22 protein-coding genes and 1 pseudogene are annotated in these 17,262 nt (G+C 40.6%); 20 read left to right on the top strand and 3 right to left on the bottom strand.

The window, feature by feature from the left end; genetic code table 11:
* The first annotated feature begins 186 nt into the window (after positions 1 to 186).
* Entirely contained in the window at positions 187 to 537 is a 351-nt protein-coding gene (locus EO766_RS04545; protein WP_287100763.1) for a hypothetical protein, read from the top strand.
* A gap of 7 nt (positions 538 to 544) precedes the next feature.
* On the opposite strand, the gene EO766_RS04540 is transcribed toward EO766_RS04545, so the two are convergent.
* Together EO766_RS04540 and EO766_RS04535 are read right to left on the bottom strand one after the other, a co-directional pair.
* Positions 545 to 1,081: a hypothetical protein gene (locus tag EO766_RS04540; protein WP_287100762.1), complete on the bottom strand. Its 537-nt coding sequence runs from the start codon at positions 1,079 to 1,081 to the stop codon at positions 545 to 547.
* 75 nt (positions 1,082 to 1,156) lie between these two features.
* Positions 1,157 to 1,627 carry a JAB domain-containing protein gene (locus EO766_RS04535; protein WP_287100761.1) on the bottom strand — a complete coding sequence of 157 codons (471 nt, stop codon included), beginning with the start codon at positions 1,625 to 1,627 and terminating at the stop codon, positions 1,157 to 1,159.
* Between the two features lie 328 nt (positions 1,628 to 1,955).
* Between EO766_RS04535 and EO766_RS04530 the strand changes: the two genes are divergently transcribed.
* The 17 genes and pseudogenes from EO766_RS04530 to EO766_RS04450 all read left to right on the top strand — a co-directional run bounded on the left by EO766_RS04530 (position 1,956) and on the right by EO766_RS04450 (position 15,977).
* Complete coding sequence (locus EO766_RS04530) at positions 1,956 to 2,381, top strand: HYC_CC_PP family protein (RefSeq protein WP_287100760.1); 426 nt, start codon at positions 1,956 to 1,958, stop codon at positions 2,379 to 2,381.
* A 270-nt stretch (positions 2,382 to 2,651) separates the two neighbouring features.
* Positions 2,652 to 3,899, top strand: coding sequence for a hypothetical protein (locus EO766_RS04525; protein WP_287100759.1), 1,248 nt, complete (start codon positions 2,652 to 2,654; stop codon positions 3,897 to 3,899).
* 29 nt (positions 3,900 to 3,928) lie between these two features.
* A complete protein-coding gene (locus tag EO766_RS04520; protein ID WP_287100758.1) occupies positions 3,929 to 4,543 on the top strand; it encodes a DUF305 domain-containing protein in 615 nt (204 codons plus the stop codon).
* Between the two features lie 37 nt (positions 4,544 to 4,580).
* On the top strand, positions 4,581 to 4,925 hold the full coding sequence (locus EO766_RS04515; RefSeq protein WP_287100757.1) for a four-helix bundle copper-binding protein: 345 nt from the start codon (positions 4,581 to 4,583) through the stop codon (positions 4,923 to 4,925).
* Positions 4,926 to 5,069: 144 nt separating this feature from the next.
* Positions 5,070 to 5,543: an HYC_CC_PP family protein gene (locus EO766_RS04510; protein WP_287100756.1), complete on the top strand. Its 474-nt coding sequence runs from the start codon at positions 5,070 to 5,072 to the stop codon at positions 5,541 to 5,543.
* Positions 5,544 to 5,624: 81 nt separating this feature from the next.
* Positions 5,625 to 6,104, top strand: a complete 480-nt coding sequence (locus tag EO766_RS04505) for a DUF3347 domain-containing protein (protein WP_287100755.1) — start codon at positions 5,625 to 5,627, stop codon at positions 6,102 to 6,104.
* A 169-nt stretch (positions 6,105 to 6,273) separates the two neighbouring features.
* Positions 6,274 to 6,852 (top strand): DUF3347 domain-containing protein, encoded by a 579-nt coding sequence (locus EO766_RS04500; RefSeq protein ID WP_287100754.1) that lies wholly within the window; start codon positions 6,274 to 6,276, stop codon positions 6,850 to 6,852.
* A gap of 8 nt (positions 6,853 to 6,860) precedes the next feature.
* Complete coding sequence (locus EO766_RS04495) at positions 6,861 to 7,325, top strand: heme-binding domain-containing protein (protein ID WP_287100753.1); 465 nt, start codon at positions 6,861 to 6,863, stop codon at positions 7,323 to 7,325.
* A complete protein-coding gene (locus EO766_RS04490; protein WP_287100752.1) occupies positions 7,326 to 9,725 on the top strand; it encodes a multicopper oxidase domain-containing protein in 2,400 nt (799 codons plus the stop codon).
* Positions 9,726 to 9,814: 89 nt separating this feature from the next.
* Positions 9,815 to 10,039, top strand: coding sequence for a hypothetical protein (locus tag EO766_RS04485; RefSeq protein WP_287100751.1), 225 nt, complete (start codon positions 9,815 to 9,817; stop codon positions 10,037 to 10,039).
* A gap of 11 nt (positions 10,040 to 10,050) precedes the next feature.
* On the top strand, positions 10,051 to 12,600 hold the full coding sequence (locus tag EO766_RS04480; protein ID WP_287100750.1) for a heavy metal translocating P-type ATPase: 2,550 nt from the start codon (positions 10,051 to 10,053) through the stop codon (positions 12,598 to 12,600).
* Positions 12,601 to 12,657: 57 nt separating this feature from the next.
* Positions 12,658 to 13,152 carry a DUF305 domain-containing protein gene (locus EO766_RS04475; protein ID WP_287100749.1) on the top strand — a complete coding sequence of 165 codons (495 nt, stop codon included), beginning with the start codon at positions 12,658 to 12,660 and terminating at the stop codon, positions 13,150 to 13,152.
* Positions 13,153 to 13,339: 187 nt separating this feature from the next.
* Entirely contained in the window at positions 13,340 to 13,867 is a 528-nt protein-coding gene (locus EO766_RS04470) for a ferric reductase-like transmembrane domain-containing protein (protein ID WP_287100748.1), read from the top strand.
* Between the two features lie 469 nt (positions 13,868 to 14,336).
* A complete protein-coding gene (locus EO766_RS04465) occupies positions 14,337 to 14,732 on the top strand; it encodes an ArsR/SmtB family transcription factor (protein WP_287100747.1) in 396 nt (131 codons plus the stop codon).
* On the top strand, positions 14,732 to 15,340 hold the full coding sequence (gene merTP, locus EO766_RS04460) for a mercuric transport protein MerTP (protein WP_287100746.1): 609 nt from the start codon (positions 14,732 to 14,734) through the stop codon (positions 15,338 to 15,340). The genes EO766_RS04465 and merTP overlap by 1 nt, the downstream gene beginning before the upstream one ends.
* A complete protein-coding gene (locus tag EO766_RS04455; RefSeq protein WP_502697227.1) occupies positions 15,327 to 15,551 on the top strand; it encodes a GDCCVxC domain-containing (seleno)protein in 225 nt (74 codons plus the stop codon). Before merTP ends, EO766_RS04455 begins: the two co-directional genes overlap by 14 nt.
* Before the next feature lie 19 nt (positions 15,552 to 15,570).
* Positions 15,571 to 15,977 (top strand): annotated as a pseudogene (locus EO766_RS04450) (VOC family protein).
* A 1-nt stretch (position 15,978) separates the two neighbouring features.
* On the opposite strand, the gene EO766_RS04445 reads toward EO766_RS04450, so the two are convergent.
* Positions 15,979 to 16,395, bottom strand: a complete 417-nt coding sequence (locus EO766_RS04445) for a MerR family transcriptional regulator (protein ID WP_287100744.1) — start codon at positions 16,393 to 16,395, stop codon at positions 15,979 to 15,981.
* Between the two features lie 77 nt (positions 16,396 to 16,472).
* On the opposite strand from EO766_RS04445, the gene EO766_RS04440 reads away from it, so the two are divergent.
* Positions 16,473 to 16,811, top strand: a complete 339-nt coding sequence (locus tag EO766_RS04440) for a YnfA family protein (protein WP_287100743.1) — start codon at positions 16,473 to 16,475, stop codon at positions 16,809 to 16,811.
* Between the two features lies 1 nt (position 16,812).
* Positions 16,813 to 17,259, top strand: coding sequence for a hypothetical protein (locus EO766_RS04435; protein WP_287100742.1), 447 nt, complete (start codon positions 16,813 to 16,815; stop codon positions 17,257 to 17,259).
* Positions 17,260 to 17,262 lie beyond the last annotated feature (3 nt).

Raw genomic sequence — 17,262 nt, 5'->3', positions numbered from 1 at the left:
AAGTGCGCCCACGCTATAGCATGAGCGTTCTTCACTTATGTCCTGCTGTTGGTGAAATTCCTAAGTTTCAGTGCCGGACTTAAAGCAAAAACGCTTCAAGAATATTTTGTACAAATGTACTATTTCAGTTAAACATAAGGGAATAAAATGAGCAGTTTTGCAGTTGCCTCTTGAAGATATGAACGTATGGAAAGTAATGTATTGTCCTGGAACCAGGCATTGGTAAAAGGATATGAGCCGAAACTATATCCTTATCAAACAGATCAAATACCTTTAGGAAGGTATTATGCTAAACTGGATTTCAAAATCTGGGCGAGGAAAATAGCGGGCATCTGCTGTTACTTTACTCAGCAGGATACCGGTATCAAATTTCAATTAACCGTGTATCGCAGAAAATCCGATGAACTATACCAATTAGAAGGATGTGATATAGACTTCAAAGTTTGTCCAATTCCGGTCTTTTACGAGATTAAGATCGGGCTAAATAATAGGGGAAATATTAGCTTTAAAGAAGCGACCATTTCAGGAGATCGATAAATCAAATTCATTGTTTTTTTTCCAATCTCCAGCCATCATCATACAGAGCAAAAGTAGCCTGATGGATATTTTCTTTTTGAAAATCGGTATTGACTAAGGCGGAGAATGGAGTAACGTTTTTGTATGTTGTAGTGTACTCTGCAACCGCACCTTTTCCGTCCTCGGTCATTTTTATACCGGTAACTTCTTTCAGTTCTTCTTCAGCCAATTTCACCTTTTGTATATTTATTGATTTGTCCTTTTCGGGAGTTGGTAATAGATAAGGCTCGGCTTTGCCAGAAAGCTGGATAATAGGCTTCCCTACATCACTTAATTTCTGAGTACGTTGCACAGTCAAGAGGCCCTGTGTTTCCAAGCCGGCATCAAGCACTTTTTTTGCAAATTCGGGATCTCCGCAAAACAGGTCATACTCAACAACCTTAGGGTATGCGGTTTCCTGTTTGATGAGATTCATAGCTTCGTCTCTGCTTAAATCTTTATTATCATTGGAGCAAGCTGTCATTAGGATACATGCGGCAAAAAAGACAAATAGTACATTCTTCATAGCAATAAAAAATTAGTTATTATAAAATTACGAATAATCTCTTTTTTTAGAAATGATTTTGAGAAAAAAGGGAGTTTACATCTCCCCTTCATCTGCTAATGAGCAATATCCTTCTGTAGTTACAATGATATGATCAAGTACCGAAATGTCCAGTAGCTTGCCTACTTCCTTTATCTTTCTGGTCAAGTACTTATCAGCTTCACTTGGTTTGATATTTCCAGAAGGATGATTATGTGCCAGGATCAGAGAACTTGCATTCGCTTTTAAGGCCGCTGAGAAAATCACTTTCGGGTCAGCAACAGTCCCTGCGATGCCACCGGTTGAAACCTCAACTATGCCTAAAATTCTTCCACATCTGTTTAATAGCAATATTTTAAACTGCTCCACAAATTCGATTTTATTTTCATCCCAGCTTTGCAGCAAAACATTATATACTTCTTTGGAAGATGTTACTTTGGGACGTTGCGATGCTTTAATTTTAGTTTTGTAAACCAGTTCAATTTCTGCAACATTGTACATTTCTGAAACACTCATTACGCTTTCCATAATTCAATCATTTAAAAGTTTAAAAATTAATTATGGTGCGTTTTCAGGCACAGGGCAATCAAGTCCAAAAAGCAAAGGAATAAATGAGGGATATGTGCGAGGGGCATGTGTTTATGCCGGAAGTTTTTGGGCGCTCCAGCAGCCCTGTGCCTAACTTTGCATATAATTAATGCGATAAACTCTTTAAATCCCTATATATAGCTGTGAAAGGAAGAATTAGCTGATGTCTGAATTGGTGTGGTTCAGTCTGTTATAAGGGCATAATTATTGAAGATTAGAAAACATGAACAAATATCTTTAAGAACTGTAGTCTTAATGATCCACCAAGATGCAATTGAGAAATACAGCCATAGTGAGTATTGCCGCACTTTATCTGTTGATAGCAACAGGTATGTTTGTGTGTATTGTTCATTGTGCAGGTGATTATTTACTTGGTAAGGTTCAAATAGCGCATCACGATCAGCCTCATAAAGACAATGAAAAAAGTGCTCACAATGACAAAGACAAGGATTGCGATGGAGATAAGGACTGTTCCTGTTGTAATAAGCATGGAAATTATGTAGTTACCGAAAATATTAAAGTAAACTTTGATATTAAAATTCCTGCTGTTCCTGAGTTACTTACCTATTCGAATTACCAGTTTGCTGCATATTATAAATACATATCATTAGAAGAATCGTGGCCTGAAATTCATGGTCCCCCTGGAATTTCAGGTAAAGATATTTCCATTAAATTTCGTTCCCTTCTTATATGATTCAAGCCATAATGCTGTAACCTCTTTCAGCAATGAATTCCTATTGCCCCAAAGAGCTTGAATTTAATAATCGTTTTACATCCTACGCGAATCTTTATTACCACGGCACATGTTTGTTGTGAGTTGGAAAATCAAGATAATGTGTAACACAAATACATTTCTATGAGAATACAATTCGTTGTCATAGTGACATTGCTAATATGTAATGCACTTATGGTCCGGGCTCAGCATCATATGCCAGGAATGACAGATAGCACTAAAAATAAGAGAATGATGCAGGATTCATCTATGATGGGCATAGATATACCCCCAATGAGTCATTCTTATTCTTTAAACCTTCCTATGAGCCGAAATGGTTCAGGAACAGCATGGCTCCCGGACGCATCACCCATGTATGGCATTATGGTACATTCCAAAAAATGGATGTACATGTTTCATGGTAATATTGCTCCCAGATATACCAAGCAGGATTTAGGAAACAAAGGCTCACGTGGCGATGAAGCCTTTGATGCGCCTAACTGGTTTATGGCAATGGGTCAACGAAAAGTTGGACAAAAAGGGTTATTCCATTTCAGTGCGATGCTTTCTTTAGACCGGTTAACCGAAGGTGGAGGCGGATATCCTCTGCTGTTCCAATCAGGGGAAAGCTGGCAAAACGAGCCTTTAGTAGATCATCAGCATCCGCATGACTTGTTTTCTGAACTTTCAGTTGGTTATACTTATGCCTTTTCCAAACAATCAGATCTGTCTATCTATGTCGGCTATCCGGGAGAACCTGCTTTGGGATCAGTGGCATTTATGCACCGCCCTTCGGCCCTGTCTAACCCGGATGCGCCAATAAGCCATCACTGGAACGACGGAACACATATTACGTTTGGCGTAGCAACTATTGGCTATAGGTATGATAAGTTCAAGATTGAAGCATCATCATTTACCGGCAGGGAACCCAATGAAAACCGTTATAATTTTGATAAGCCCCGGTTTGATTCCTACAGTGGCCGGTTATCTTTTAATCCATCTAAAAACTGGTCTCTTCAGGTATCGCAAGGCTGGATCAAAAGTCCGGAAGCCCTGCACTCAGAGGAGGATATCACCCGTACAACAGCATCCGCTATTTATAGCCTGTCATTTGGGGAAGAAAAATCGCTGAACGCAACGGCTCTTTGGGGATTAAATAAAAGTAAGGGGGCTGATGGAGAAAATGCAGCACTTCTTGAAGCTACTTTGCGTTTACAACGCCTGGCACTTTATACTCGTTATGAATGGACACAAAAATCTGCTGAAGAGTTGGATTTAAACCCGGTAACGTATGGTGATCGTTCTGTATTTCCGGTAAACGCATTGACACTTGGACTGAATTATGATCTGTTTTCCATCGGTAAGTTCCGTGTAGCTGGAGGCGGCCAGTTAATCGGTTACTATGCTGATAACCGTTTAGACAATTTGTATGGCAAAAATCCTATGTCAGGACAAGTTTTCCTAAGAATATATCCTTCATTGATGAAAATGAATATGTAAAAATTCACAATTAAATAAACACTACAATTATGAAAAATACAATTAAACTTTTAGCAATCTCTCTCTTTACAATTTCAGTTGCTTCTTGCAGTAAAGATGATGATACCATCAAAATCCAAAAACATGATGATAACCAGATGATGTCCATTATGCATAATATGATGGATACAATGATGGGTATGCAAAAAACAAATGACCCTGATAATGATTTTGCGATGATGATGCGAATGCATCACCAGGGAGCTATAGACATGTCTAATGCCGAACTGAAAAGTGGCGATGATGCACAAATGAAGGAAATGGCACAAATGATTATTGACGCTCAAACAGCAGAAATCGAACAGTTAACCACTTTCTTAAATTCCCATTCCCCACACGGAAATGTCCCTGAATTCAGTATGCAGCAAATGGCTAATATGGAAAGGTCAGGAAAAGTTACTGACCTCCAGATCATCAATGGAGACATAGATCATGATTTTGCCATGCTCATGATACAGCATCATCAAAGTGCTATTGAAAATGCAAGACTGGAATTAATCTACGGTCATGAGGATGCCATGAAAACAATGGCAAAGAATATCATTGAAGCGCAGGATCAAGAGATCAAAGAATTGCAGCAATGGATTTTATCAGACGGAAAATAACAATAACAATAATTCATCTAACTAAAAAAGTAACATTATGTCACATCAACAATTCAAAGATTGCATCGATGTCTGTGTAGCATGTGCAGTAACTTGTAGCCATTGTGCTACCGAATGTCTTAAAGAAGAAGACGTAAAAATGCTATCGAAATGTATTCAACTTGATCTGGAATGCGCAGCAATCTGCCGTTCAGCAGCAGAGGTAATGAGTTTAGGGAGTGAGTACAGTAATCATCTTTGCCGGGTTTGTGCAGATGTCTGTAATGCCTGCGCCGAAGAATGCGAAAAACATGCGCAAATGGGTATGGAGCATTGCAAAGAATGTGCAGAAGCTTGCCGCAAATGTGCTGCCGCCTGTGAACAAATGGCTACAGCAGCTTAATTTAATTTTCCTGCCTGGAAGACTCCAGGCAGGAATTATATAACAATTTGCCGTAATTGTGTAAGTTCCTGACTACTTAAAAAAGTACCTTTGTTGCTAAAGATGCAGGTATTTGTATAAATAGTTTTATTTTTGTATTGATTAATGAAAAAAAACCCATCCATACAACTAAAAGCAGTTTTTCTATTGATCGTATTTTCTTTAAATACGGTTGTAGGTTTTGCTTGCTCTGTTGGGTTAGATATGGGTTTTAATGGTTCACATCATCAGGAAGAAAAAACCGTCTTGGCTCATAAGGATGCGCCTGCTCATCAGCACTCTAAAGCACATTTACATGACGAACAGAATGGTTTGGCTAAGGATCACCATTCATCGAAAAAGACTAAAGACAACTGTTGCACAGACGAGGCAGCAAAATTTGCAAAGGTTGATAAGCTAACACCGCAATCTTTCGATTTTAGTATCCACCCTGTATTCTTCACAGCATTTGTTTCCTCTTTTTATCGTTTTGATGTTTTTGCATCAAATTCGCATATACCCAACAATAAATTTTTTGTCCGAACCCATCATCCACCTATATCGGACATACGAGTAGCTATTCAGAGTTTCCAGATTTGATTTAATGTTTTTTGCCTGTGGTATGGGTGTTGCACATCCATGCCCGTAATTATTTAGCTTAAAACATTAAAATCAATAAAGATGAAAAAGATATTTTTCTTAGTTGCTTTCATAGCAACTGCATTTGGTCAATATAGCTTTGCCCAAAACAATACAAATAATACCCAGTCCTCTCAATTACTCACTCAATACTATGCTATTAAGGATGCTTTAGTGAGCGGCAATGCCAGTACAGCGGCAGCAAAGGCTTCTGAGTTTGTAAAAACTGCTAACTCGATTGACGACAAAATCCTTCCCGAAGCAAGCCGTACCGCTTTGTTAAAAGATGCAGGTGATATTGTAAAAACAAAAGACATCAAAAAACAGCGGGAATATTTTACCGGTTTCTCAGACCATATGTTTGCTTTGGCCAAAACAACAGAGCTTAGTACAGAGCCTATCTACAAGGCTTATTGTCCCATGAAAAAGGCAAGCTGGCTCAGCAGCAGCACAGCAATTAAAAATCCTTATTTCGGTAGCTCCATGCTTACCTGCGGGAAAGTCGTTGAAACTTTAAAGTAACAGTAATTTGTTTGTGCCATAGTTGTTCTGCGACTATGGTTTTTACACTTTAATTTTTCAATTATGGCTAAGATAATCGCAGTCCTTAAAAGGATTTTTAAGAGCATTTTTATAAAAAAATGCTGCCGGTAATTTAACACTTCTCAATTCACAGTTTAAAATTAAAATAATGAAAACACTAATTTTTAGCATAGTTCTTTCTACGATGTTTTTCGCTGCCTGCAATAATGGTACACCTAAAAACCAAACGGCTGACAATACTACCCCTGCAACGGCAGAGGGATTAGATACAAAGGATGGATCTGTAGAAACAGGGTCATCAATAAAAGACTTATTAAACAGTTATTTGAAAATCAAAAACGCTTTAACAAAAGATAACGATAAAGATGCTGCCGATGCCGGAAATGAAATGGTAAAAGCATTTGACAGTTTTGATAAAGCTTCTTTAACCGCTGACCAGGCCAAAGTCTATAATGATATAGTAGATGATGCCAAAGAACATGCAGAGCATATCGGGGCCAATGCAGGTAACATCGAACATCAGCGTGAGCACTTTGAAACATTAAGTCAGGAAACGTACGAACTGGTCAAAGTAGTTGGTGCAGGACAGAAATTGTATGTTGACCATTGCCCTATGTACAATAAAAATAAAGGGGCTAATTGGTTGAGCGAGACTAAAGACATCGAAAATCCTTATTTAGGAAAATCTATGCCTACCTGCGGTACGGTAAAAGAAGAATTAAATTAATAACCACAATGAGCCGGATTAAAATAGGATTGTTAGTCTTGTCGGTTATAATCATTGCCATTCAGTTTGTACAACCTGCCCGAAATCAAAACCGACAGGTTTTGGATGCGGACATAACAAGGCTCTACATGGTGCCGGAGAACGTAGAAGCGGTTTTAAAAACTTCATGTTATGATTGCCACAGCAATAACACCAATTACCCTTGGTATGTAAACGTCCAACCGGGTGGCTGGTGGCTGGCCTCGCATATAAAAAAGGGGAAGGCAGAATTGAATTTCGATGAATTTGGGAATTATTCCAAACGAAGGCGGCAAAGCAAATTAAAATCCATCGCCAGCAGCATAGAAGATGGAACAATGCCTTTGCCTTCTTATACCTTAATCCATAAAAACGCGAAACTTTCAAAAGAAGATAAAACCCTTTTACTGAATTGGGTTAAAAAAACGAGAGACAGTCTTTTACTAAAAAATTAAATGATGAAGAGAATATTAATAGTGGTGTTTATACTTTGTTTCGGTCAATTAGCATTCGCTCAGCATCAAGGGCATAACACACCTACAGGGCAAAAAGAACAGCCCGTTACCTACACCTGCCCAATGCATCCTGAAATTCATGCATCAAAGCCGGGTAATTGTCCTAAATGCGGAATGAAACTGGTTAAGGAAAACCCTAAAGCTACAGCCCCTAAAGCAGTATCTCAAAAAGAGGCAAAAATGAAGATGCCTGCTAAGGTGCCAGCAAAGGCGCAGTCCGCAACATACACCTGTGTAATGCACCCTGAAATACATGCTTCTAAACCCGGCAATTGCCCTAAATGCGGAATGAAACTGGTAAAAGAAACTCCCAAGACAGCTCCTACTAAGCATGATGGAATGGATATGCCAATGAAAGAGGACGCTAAAAAGACGGGCAATATGGAAGACATGACCGGAATGCAGATGGGAGATGACAATCCTAATATGGAAAATATCAAACAGGCAAAGGCAAATTTAGGGCCCATAAAAACCATTCCCAGCAGTACACCTCCCCGTACAGTGCGTTACGATTTATACATAGCCGATACCACGGTAACATATGGCAAAAAATCAAAAAGAGCTATTGCGGTAAACGGCCAAATCCCTATGCCTACGTTGACTTTTACAGAAGGCGACACGGCATTGATTTATGTGCATAATAATCTTGATGAAGTAACATCGCTGCATTGGCATGGATTATTTTTACCCAACCGGATGGATGGAGTTCCCTTTTTAACTCAAATGCCGATTAAACCGGGGGAAACTTACCTCTATAAATTTCCGATTGTCCAACATGGCACCCATTGGTATCATAGCCATAGTAAATTGCAGGAGCAGATCGGTATGTACGGTGCATTCATCATGAATAAAAGAAAAGAATGGGATATTCCTACCATTCCGGTAGTATTAAGTGAATGGACGGATATGAAACCCGAAGAAGTTCACCGCAGCCTAAAGAACGCTACTGATTGGTTCGCCATACAAAAAGGCACTACCCAAAGCTATGCCGAAGCAATCCGAACAGGTCATTTCAAAACCAAAGTTAACAATGAATGGAAGCGTATGAATGCAATGGACGTTAGCGATGTGTATTATGATGCATTTTTAATCAATGGAAAAAACCAAAATGAGCAACCACAATTTAAGGCTGGTGACAAAGTACGATTACGTATAGCTAATGGCGGTGCATCTGATTATTTCTGGCTTACCTATTCTGGCGGTAAAATAACGGTAGTAGCTACGGACGGTAATGATGTTGAACCTGTAGAGGTGGACAGGTTAATTATAGCTGTATCTGAAACATACGATGTAGTGGTGACTATTCCTGATAATAAGAGTTACGAATTTTTGGTAACACCTGAAGACCGTACTAAATCGGCTTCGCTGTGGCTGGGAAAAGGAGAAAAAGTACCTGCTAAGAAGTTGCCAAAACTGAAATATTTTGCCGGAATGAAAATGATGAATGACATGATGGACATGCAAGGCAACATGATCGAAATGGAAGGTATGAAAATGCAGAACCAGGTTATGGATATGAATACGGTAATGTACCCGGAAATAACCGGCCCGGAAAATCCGGCTGATACTGCAAAAGCAGATCAAATGCAGATGAATGGCGGCATGCACAACATGGCAGAGATGGAGAACTCCAGCTCCGATATCGTAACCCTCAATTACAACATGCTCCGTGATCCCAAGAAAACAACATTGCCTAAAGGGCCGTGGAAGGAATTGAAGTTCGAGCTTACCGGCAACATGAACCGTTATGTATGGTCATTGGACAATAAAACCGTTTCTGAAAGTGACAAGATCCTGATCAAAAAAGGGGAAAATGTACGGATCATCATGTTCAATAACAGCATGATGCGGCATCCTATGCACCTTCATGGCCATGATTTCAGGGTGCTGAACGAACAAGGCGAAAATGCCCCGATGAAAAATGTGCTGGACATTATGCCTATGGAACGGGATACCATCGAATTTGCTGCATCCGAACCCGGCGGGGACTGGTTTTTCCACTGTCATATTCTATATCACATGATGAGCGGAATGGGCAGGGTTTTCAGCTACCAGGATACGCTGGTTGACAAAACCGATATTAAGGACCCCAAAGTAGCTAAGCGTGGGTTAAATTCCGATGACAGGGCATTTCATCCAATGGCGACCATAGGACTGGAAAGCAACGGAAGTGATGGTGAATTTATGCTGGCTAATACCCGCTACCGCTTTTCAACAGAATGGCGACTTGGCTTAAAGGCACATCACGGCAATGAAAGTGAAACCTATTTCGGGCGGTATATCGGCAGAATGCAATGGCTGTTTCCTTCATTGGATTTGATTATCACTACAACAGTATGAACAATGAGAGAGAAAACAATCTGTTCGGGCAAGTCAGCAACCAAAAGAACCGGAAAGCTGCTGTGATAGGGGTTCAATATATCCTTCCGATGCTGGTCACTGCTGAAGCACGGCTGGACAGTAAGGGAAAGCTGCGTTTTCAGTTGATGCGTGAAGATGTTCCCCTAACCAGCAGGTTAAGAATGAACTTTATGGCTAATACCGATAAGGAATACATGGCTGGCTTCCGATATATTGTTACCAAATACTTCTCATTATCCACACATTACGACAGTGATATGGGTTATGGAGGAGGGATTACGTTAACTTATTAATTGATAGCATCATGAAACATACCTATAAAATAACCGGAATGAGTTGCGACGGATGCCGCACAAAAGTTGAAAAAGCACTGAATGCCATAGAGGGAATTTCTGCGGTAGTTACATTAGAGCCGCCACAGGCTACTATTAACATGCAAAAGCATGTTTCAACCGAAAAGCTGCAGGAAGCATTATCCGCTACGGGAAATTATACAATTGTGATGTCAAATCAACATCATTCAGATGCGTCTAACCATCATGATGTGAAGTCACATGAAACCCATCAAAATCCTGATCCTCATCACGGAACAATGGTCTCGAAACCTCTAACTACAAACAGTGGAGGTAAATATTATTGTCCAATGCACTGTGAAGGTGACAAAACCTACGATAAGCCGGGAAACTGCCCGGTTTGTGGAATGGACCTTGTCCAACAGCCATCAGTAAAAAAAGCCACAAAATATACTTGTCCAATGCATCCCGAGATTATCCGGGATGAACCGGGTTCCTGCCCAATATGTGGAATGGATCTGGTGCCAATGGATGCTGATGCGGAGGAAGAGGATCAAACTTATAGCAAGCTCTTACGCAAATTTAAAATAGCCACTGTTTTTACAATTCCCATTTTCATCATCTCCATGTCGGAGATGATCCCGAATAATCCATTGTTTAAAATCATGGATCTGCAATATTGGAACTGGGTGCAATTTGCTTTGTCAATTCCTGTGGTATTTTATGCGACCTGGATGTTTTTTGAGCGGGCATGGCGCTCTATCGCTACATGGAAGCTGAATATGTTTACGCTTATCGGCATCGGGGCTGGTGTGGCTTGGTTGTTCAGTGTTGTTGCCTTATTGTTTCCCAATGTTTTTCCAGACCAATTTAAAACGCATATGGGAACCGTTTACGTGTATTTTGAAGCAGCTACTGTTATCCTGACACTGGTTTTGCTCGGACAGCTCTTAGAGGCAAGAGCACATGGAAAAACGAACAGTGCCATTAAAGAACTGCTTAAGCTGGCACCCAATAAGGCTACGAAGATCGTAGGGGAAAAGGAATTGCTTGTTGCCATCGATGACATTCAAAAAGGAGATCTCCTGCGTGTGAAGCCAGGTGAAAAAGTACCTGTCGATGGAAGTATTAAAATAGGAGAAGTAACGATTGATGAGTCTATGATTTCCGGTGAGCCAATCCCTGTTGATAAAAAGCCAGGAGACAAAGTAAGTTCTGGTACCATAAACGGAAATAAAACTTTCACAATGCTTGCCGAAAAGGTAGGTTCGGAAACCTTGCTTTCTCAGATTATTGAAATGGTCAATTCTGCAAGCCGTTCAAAAGCGCCCATTCAAAAGCTGGCCGATAAAATTTCCGGCTACTTTGTGCCTATTGTAGTTCTGATAGCGATAGCCACCTTTATTGTCTGGGCGATTTACGGTCCTGAACCTTCCTACGTGTATGCATTTGTAAATGCGATAGCAGTGCTGATCATTGCCTGCCCATGTGCGCTTGGCCTTGCCACCCCGATGTCTGTGATGGTTGGTGTTGGAAAAGGCGCAAAATCCGGTGTGCTCATCAAAAATGCCGAATCTTTGGAAAAAATGAATGTCATTGATATCGTAATCATTGATAAAACGGGAACGGTTACCGAAGGAAAGCCATCCGTTGAAAAGGTTATCAGCACAAATCCCGGTCTAAACGAAAATGATATCCTTCAAAGGATCATATCATTGAACAGCAGCAGTGAACATCCTTTGGCACAGGCAACGCTTCGATATGGACAAGAAAAAAATATAAACGTTCAGCCTATTTCAAATTTTGAAGCCATTACCGGGAAAGGGGTTATCGGGATGCTGGAAGGCAAGAAACTGGCTTTGGGCAACAAGAAACTGATGGAACAAGTGGAAGCGGAAGTTTCCTCTGAATTGCATGAACAGATCAAAGCGGAGCAAAGACAAGGAAAAACGGTTTCTTATTTAGCTGTCGGAAGTAAAGCCGTTGGGTTTGTGGTTATTTCTGATAAGATTAAGCCATCGAGTGCTATCGCTATCAAAAAACTTCAGGAAGAAGGCTTGGAGGTAATGATGTTTACCGGAGATAATGAAGATACGGCAAGAGCAGTAAGCGAAACCTTAAATCTGGATGGTTTCAAAGCTGGGATGCTACCGGAAGATAAACTGAACGAGATAAAACATTTGCAGGCAGAAGGAAAGAAAGTAGCAATGGCGGGCGATGGCATCAATGATGCCCCTGCGTTGTCACAGGCGGATATTGGTATTGCAATGGGTACGGGAACCGATGTCGCTATTGAAAGTGCGGCAATTACGCTGGTAAAAGGCGATCTTAATGGAATTGCAAAAGCACGGCAATTGAGCCACAAAGTGATGCGGAACATTAAAGAGAACCTGTTTTTCGCTCTGGGTTATAATGTTCTGGGAATTCCTATTGCAGCCGGGGTTTTATATCCGTTTTTTGGCATCCTACTTTCGCCAATGATCGCGGCACTGGCCATGAGTTTTAGCTCGGTATCCGTTATCCTGAATTCATTAAGGCTGAGGAGCACAAAGCTGGATTAAATAAATATAATGTTTAGGTACTAAGGACAAGTTAAATGAAAATAAAAAAATTAGACCATGAAAAACGAAAATCACAAAAACATAAACGGAACAATGGGACATGGTAGCCATCCATACAGAAAGTTATTGATCATGCTGGTGCTGTCTTTTATTTCAATGTATATTCTCATGTATGCCATGGTAAATCGCCTGGAAAATGTGTATCCGAATATTAACCAGTTTTACATGGCCTCTTTGATGACCATGCCTATGATAATTATTGAACTGGTTTTAATGGGTAAAATGTATATGAACAAAAGACTGAATGCGGTTCTTATTTCTTTAAGTTCTGTAGCATTAATAGCATTTTTTTTACTGATCCAGTTTCAGACAGCGGTTTCTGATAAACAATTTTTGAAAGGAATGATCCCGCACCATGCAGCAGCCATCCTGATGAGCGAACAATCGAAGTCACAAGATCCGGAAATAAAAAAATTACAGGAAGAAATTATAACAAGTCAGCGGGAAGAAATAAAAATCATGAAAGCCAAATTGAAAGAATTCCAAAAATAATAATGGATTGCCGAGTAACATGATACCCCATACGAGAATTAGTAATTTCAGATAGAATGAAATCAAAACCAATGTCACGTTTTAAGCGGAGATTAGCGCAACATATCATTTTAGGTTTGACGAGCAGTGTTTCACTTTTCATCATTTATTTTACGCTGGAATCTCCAATGCCAAATTCAAATGGAGTATGAGTACTGCTTATGTATCTCTTTTACTTTTAGGATTAACATTAGTTACCGGTCCGGTAAACTTGCTGCTTAGGCGGCGCAACCCTGTTTCTACAGATTTACGCAGGGATATCGGTATATGGGGCGGAATTATTGGCCTGGCTCATGTTGCAATTGGCTGGCAAGTGCACATGGGAAACATGTTGTTGTATTTTTTCAAAGAAGATAAGATTGCTAAGGAATTAATACTTCGTTCGGATCTGTTTGGCTTTGCCAATTATACGGGTTTAATCGGAGCAATAATTTTGGTTATGTTATTGGCGCTATCAAATGATTTGACGCTGCGAAAGTTCAAAGCGCCCCGTTGGAAGTATTGGCAAAGATGGAATTATGTGTTTTACTTATTGGTAATCATTCACGCCATAGCTTACCAAGTTATTGAAAAGAGAGAAATTCCATACACTGCATTATTAGCAGTGCTCATACTACCCGTTTTAATTATTCAACTGATAGAATATTTTAAATATAAAAAGAGAAGTGCTATATAATTCTATCATCATTTGGAAATAAAGCCAGAACACTAAATGACCCTACGATCAAAATAAATTTATAAATGAAATCAATTATACCGTTCGTTTCCAAATTTTTTGAAAGAAATATTTCGCCGAACTGCATGGGATTGCAGCGGCATCCTCCCCAAAAGGGAGATATAGCGAACAGGTACTGTCTTAAAAAGCAAGAAAAATTTGACAAAAAAATCCGACACTTTTGATGTCGGATTTGAGAGGTGATTAAAACTCTCAGTATTTCATGAAGCTGTAAAACAGGGTCAGTTATACCGTCCGATTACAAATTTTTTTCAATAAAAATTTTATGAAAGCAGTTGTCTCTCGCGCCGGGGATAGCAGCGTAAATCCTTTTTATTAAAGAAAAGATTGCAGTACATAGCTCGATCCCAAGGAGGCGCCCAATTTTTTATATTTAAGCATTTGCTTAAATAGTTAAAATGCTATATTTTTGCTTGAAACGAATGGTATGGAAAATTTGAATAGCTGCATCCGGGAGAAAGCGAATCAAATGCAAATACAGGATTGCAGAAGTATAATATACGGTGGTAAAGATTCATTTCTTCAATTGTCGGCGCTGCTTTCATTAGCTGGAAATGAAGTAAGGTTAAAGATCCTTTACCTACTGGACCGGGAAAAGGAATTGTGTCCCTGTGACCTAAGCGATATACTGGGCATGACGGTCCCGGCTATCTCCCAACATTTAAGAAAGATGAAAGATGGGCACCTTATAGAATTTAGAAAGGAAGGACAAACAATCTTTTATTTCTTAAAATCAGACAGCCTGAGCCTGCTAACACCTTTTTTCAGCATCATTAACCAGGAAAACCTAATCCCGCAAACCTAATGAGCAGCACTAAACAAATCAGGAAGTTATTGGGATCAGGATTACTGCTGGCCCTGGCCTCATCGTTGTGCTGCATTGTGCCGATACTTGCCCTGTTCGGTGCAGCGGGCAGTGCGGTATCCATGTTTAGCTGGATAGCACCTTTGCGGCCCTATTTACTTACCCTTACAGTAGTAGTTTTGGGAATTGCATTTTACCGGGCCTACCGACCTGCAAGAAAAGATGAATGCGGCTGTGCGGATAAGAAAACAGGAATGCAGTCAAAACAATTTTTATGGATAATTGCATTTCTTTCTGTCGGATTATCTGCCTTTCCTTACTACGCAGATTATTTTTATCCAAAGAACCCTGCTCAACCTGCGGCTACGACCGGGCATTTCAGCCAGACAGTGATCCGGATCAAAGGCATGAGCTGCGAAGCCTGTGAGGGGCATGTAAACCATGCCTTGCAGCAGCAAAAAGGTGTGCAGCAGGTAAGTACCTCTTATGCTAAAGGGGAATCACTGGTCAAATTCGACAGCAGCCAGGTATCGCTCCAGCAACTGGCTGCGGCCGTAGAAAAAGAGACTGGCTATACTGTAACTAACATTAAAAATGATGTCAACTAATATGATACTTCAATCAGTAATTACCTGTCCGCTCTGTAAACACCAGAAAGAAGAAACTATGCCTACTGATGCCTGTCAGTATTTTTATGAATGTGAAAGCTGCCACGAGCGGTTAAAGCCACTTCCAGGAGACTGCTGCGTGTATTGCAGTTACGGAACAGTGCCATGCCCACCCATCCAGCAGGGTAAATCCTGTTGTTCCAAAACCTAAGCACTTTAAAAAACAAGAAATGGTCAACTTCAAAAGCAGTATTCCGGCATTACCGGTTGTGGAAATTCGAAAGCAATCGCGTTCTACCAAAAGAGATTCCATGCACGTCACCAGGAGCCTTCTTTTGCCATTCTGGTTAGGGATGAAGTGGAAATACATCTTTGGCAGGCTTGTGACAGGGGCTGGAAATTCAGAAGTCTATTTCTTTTCCTGAGACCAATATGGAGCGGTGCTGAGACCTTCCTTGCCGGAACAGCAAGCTGCCGGGTCAAAGTGGAAGGGATTGATGAACTCTACCAGGAATACAAATCCCAAAGTGTCCTGCATGGTGAACATTCGGTTGTGGAGCAACAGCATTTGGGCCACAGGGATTTTGCAACCTTGGACCTGTATGGTAACCTGATCACGTTTTACCAGGAATATTAGCTTACCCTTTCAGAAAGTTATCGGAAACCAGTATCGGGCAGTTTTCTTCCGGGTTTGCAGGATTACAGCAATCCACACATTTTTTTACGCCATTGATCAGTTGATTGCGCAAAGCAAGCATATCCATAATCTTGGCATCCAATAGCTGCACCTTTTTATCAATCATTTCGCTGACGTTGTTGCAGGTGGCTTCCTTCACTTCTATCATATCTAATACTTCTGCGGATTCATTCAGGGTAAAGCCAAAATTCTTTAACCGCTTTATGGTTTGCAACCTCTCCAGCACATCATCAGAATACTCTTTATAGTTGTTATCCCGGCGCTGTTTTCTCCTTACAGCAATCAATCCCTGCTTCTCGTAAAAGCGGATGGCGTCCCTGGAAAGACCTGTTTTTGCTGACAATTCTCCTATTAACATAAAAATATTAAGTTTTTTCTTGACAGTGGACTATACTCCACGGTTTATATTTGCTAAAATATACTTATTTACATGATATGACAATCGTAAAATCAATACTGACCTTCTTGCTTGCGGGAATTTGTGAAATAGGCGGCGGCTACCTGGTGTGGCTGTGGCTGAAAGAAGATAAACCATTCTGGTACGGCATCCTCGGCGCAGTGATCCTTGTGTTCTACGGGGTAGTTGCCACATGGCAAACCAATAGCTTTGGCCGTGTTTACGCTACATATGGCGGGATCTTCATTGCACTCTCCCTGTTGTGGGCCTGGAAGGTTGACGGCTTCAAGCCTGATCGTTACGATATTATCGGGGCGCTAATCGCGCTGGTCGGCGTCTGCATTATTTTTTACGCACCACGTTCAATCCAACAATAATATGAAATACATCCTCATTATTCCGTTACTGACCCATTCGCTCGCCGGATGCTGCCAGAGTAAGCAAACAAAAGATACGGTTATGAAAAAGAAAACGGCAGCAGCCATCTGCACAGATCAATGTACCGACAACTGCGGAGAAACAACCGGGAAAACCCTTAGCTGCAAACTGACCAGCCCTGAAATGCAGCAGCGGAAAGCAACCGTGATTGCAAGCCTTAAAAAGCAGGTGATCGAAAAAAAGGAGCTTACAAATGGCTATTCCTATAAATTCAAAGGCACAGACAGTGTAGTAAATGAACTGGCAGACTTTGTAAAAACAGAACGCTTATGCTGCGATTTTTTTGACTTTGAGCTGAAGATCGCAGGTGACGCATCAACCGCCTGGCTGACGATCACCGGCCAAAAAGGGGCAAAAGATTTTATAAAGACTGAACTGGAGTTATAACCA

Origin of the sequence: Hydrotalea sp. AMD (assembly GCF_004100315.1) — a bacterium.
In the GTDB taxonomy this organism is placed as follows: Bacteria; Bacteroidota; Bacteroidia; order Chitinophagales; family Chitinophagaceae; genus Hydrotalea; species Hydrotalea flava.
Note: the sequence above shows the minus strand (reverse complement) of the source record. Positions and strands in the feature narration are given on the sequence as shown.

Coding starts and splice junctions, on each gene's coding strand:
- EO766_RS04495 (WP_287100753.1), top strand. CDS start 6,861: ATGAGCCGGATTAAAATAGGATTGTTAGTCTTGTCGGTTATAATCATT.
- EO766_RS04540 (WP_287100762.1), bottom strand. CDS start 1,081: ATGAAGAATGTACTATTTGTCTTTTTTGCCGCATGTATCCTAATGACA.
- EO766_RS04520 (WP_287100758.1), top strand. CDS start 3,929: ATGAAAAATACAATTAAACTTTTAGCAATCTCTCTCTTTACAATTTCA.
- EO766_RS04440 (WP_287100743.1), top strand. CDS start 16,473: ATGACAATCGTAAAATCAATACTGACCTTCTTGCTTGCGGGAATTTGT.
- EO766_RS04470 (WP_287100748.1), top strand. CDS start 13,340: ATGAGTACTGCTTATGTATCTCTTTTACTTTTAGGATTAACATTAGTT.
- EO766_RS04500 (WP_287100754.1), top strand. CDS start 6,274: ATGAAAACACTAATTTTTAGCATAGTTCTTTCTACGATGTTTTTCGCT.
- EO766_RS04480 (WP_287100750.1), top strand. CDS start 10,051: ATGAAACATACCTATAAAATAACCGGAATGAGTTGCGACGGATGCCGC.
- EO766_RS04525 (WP_287100759.1), top strand. CDS start 2,652: ATGATGCAGGATTCATCTATGATGGGCATAGATATACCCCCAATGAGT.
- EO766_RS04445 (WP_287100744.1), bottom strand. CDS start 16,395: ATGTTAATAGGAGAATTGTCAGCAAAAACAGGTCTTTCCAGGGACGCC.
- EO766_RS04455 (WP_502697227.1), top strand. CDS start 15,327: ATGATGTCAACTAATATGATACTTCAATCAGTAATTACCTGTCCGCTC.
- EO766_RS04530 (WP_287100760.1), top strand. CDS start 1,956: ATGCAATTGAGAAATACAGCCATAGTGAGTATTGCCGCACTTTATCTG.
- EO766_RS04510 (WP_287100756.1), top strand. CDS start 5,070: ATGAAAAAAAACCCATCCATACAACTAAAAGCAGTTTTTCTATTGATC.
- EO766_RS04545 (WP_287100763.1), top strand. CDS start 187: ATGGAAAGTAATGTATTGTCCTGGAACCAGGCATTGGTAAAAGGATAT.
- EO766_RS04535 (WP_287100761.1), bottom strand. CDS start 1,627: ATGGAAAGCGTAATGAGTGTTTCAGAAATGTACAATGTTGCAGAAATT.
- merTP (WP_287100746.1), top strand. CDS start 14,732: ATGAGCAGCACTAAACAAATCAGGAAGTTATTGGGATCAGGATTACTG.
- EO766_RS04435 (WP_287100742.1), top strand. CDS start 16,813: ATGAAATACATCCTCATTATTCCGTTACTGACCCATTCGCTCGCCGGA.
- EO766_RS04515 (WP_287100757.1), top strand. CDS start 4,581: ATGTCACATCAACAATTCAAAGATTGCATCGATGTCTGTGTAGCATGT.
- EO766_RS04505 (WP_287100755.1), top strand. CDS start 5,625: ATGAAAAAGATATTTTTCTTAGTTGCTTTCATAGCAACTGCATTTGGT.
- EO766_RS04485 (WP_287100751.1), top strand. CDS start 9,815: ATGCTGGTCACTGCTGAAGCACGGCTGGACAGTAAGGGAAAGCTGCGT.
- EO766_RS04490 (WP_287100752.1), top strand. CDS start 7,326: ATGATGAAGAGAATATTAATAGTGGTGTTTATACTTTGTTTCGGTCAA.
- EO766_RS04475 (WP_287100749.1), top strand. CDS start 12,658: ATGAAAAACGAAAATCACAAAAACATAAACGGAACAATGGGACATGGT.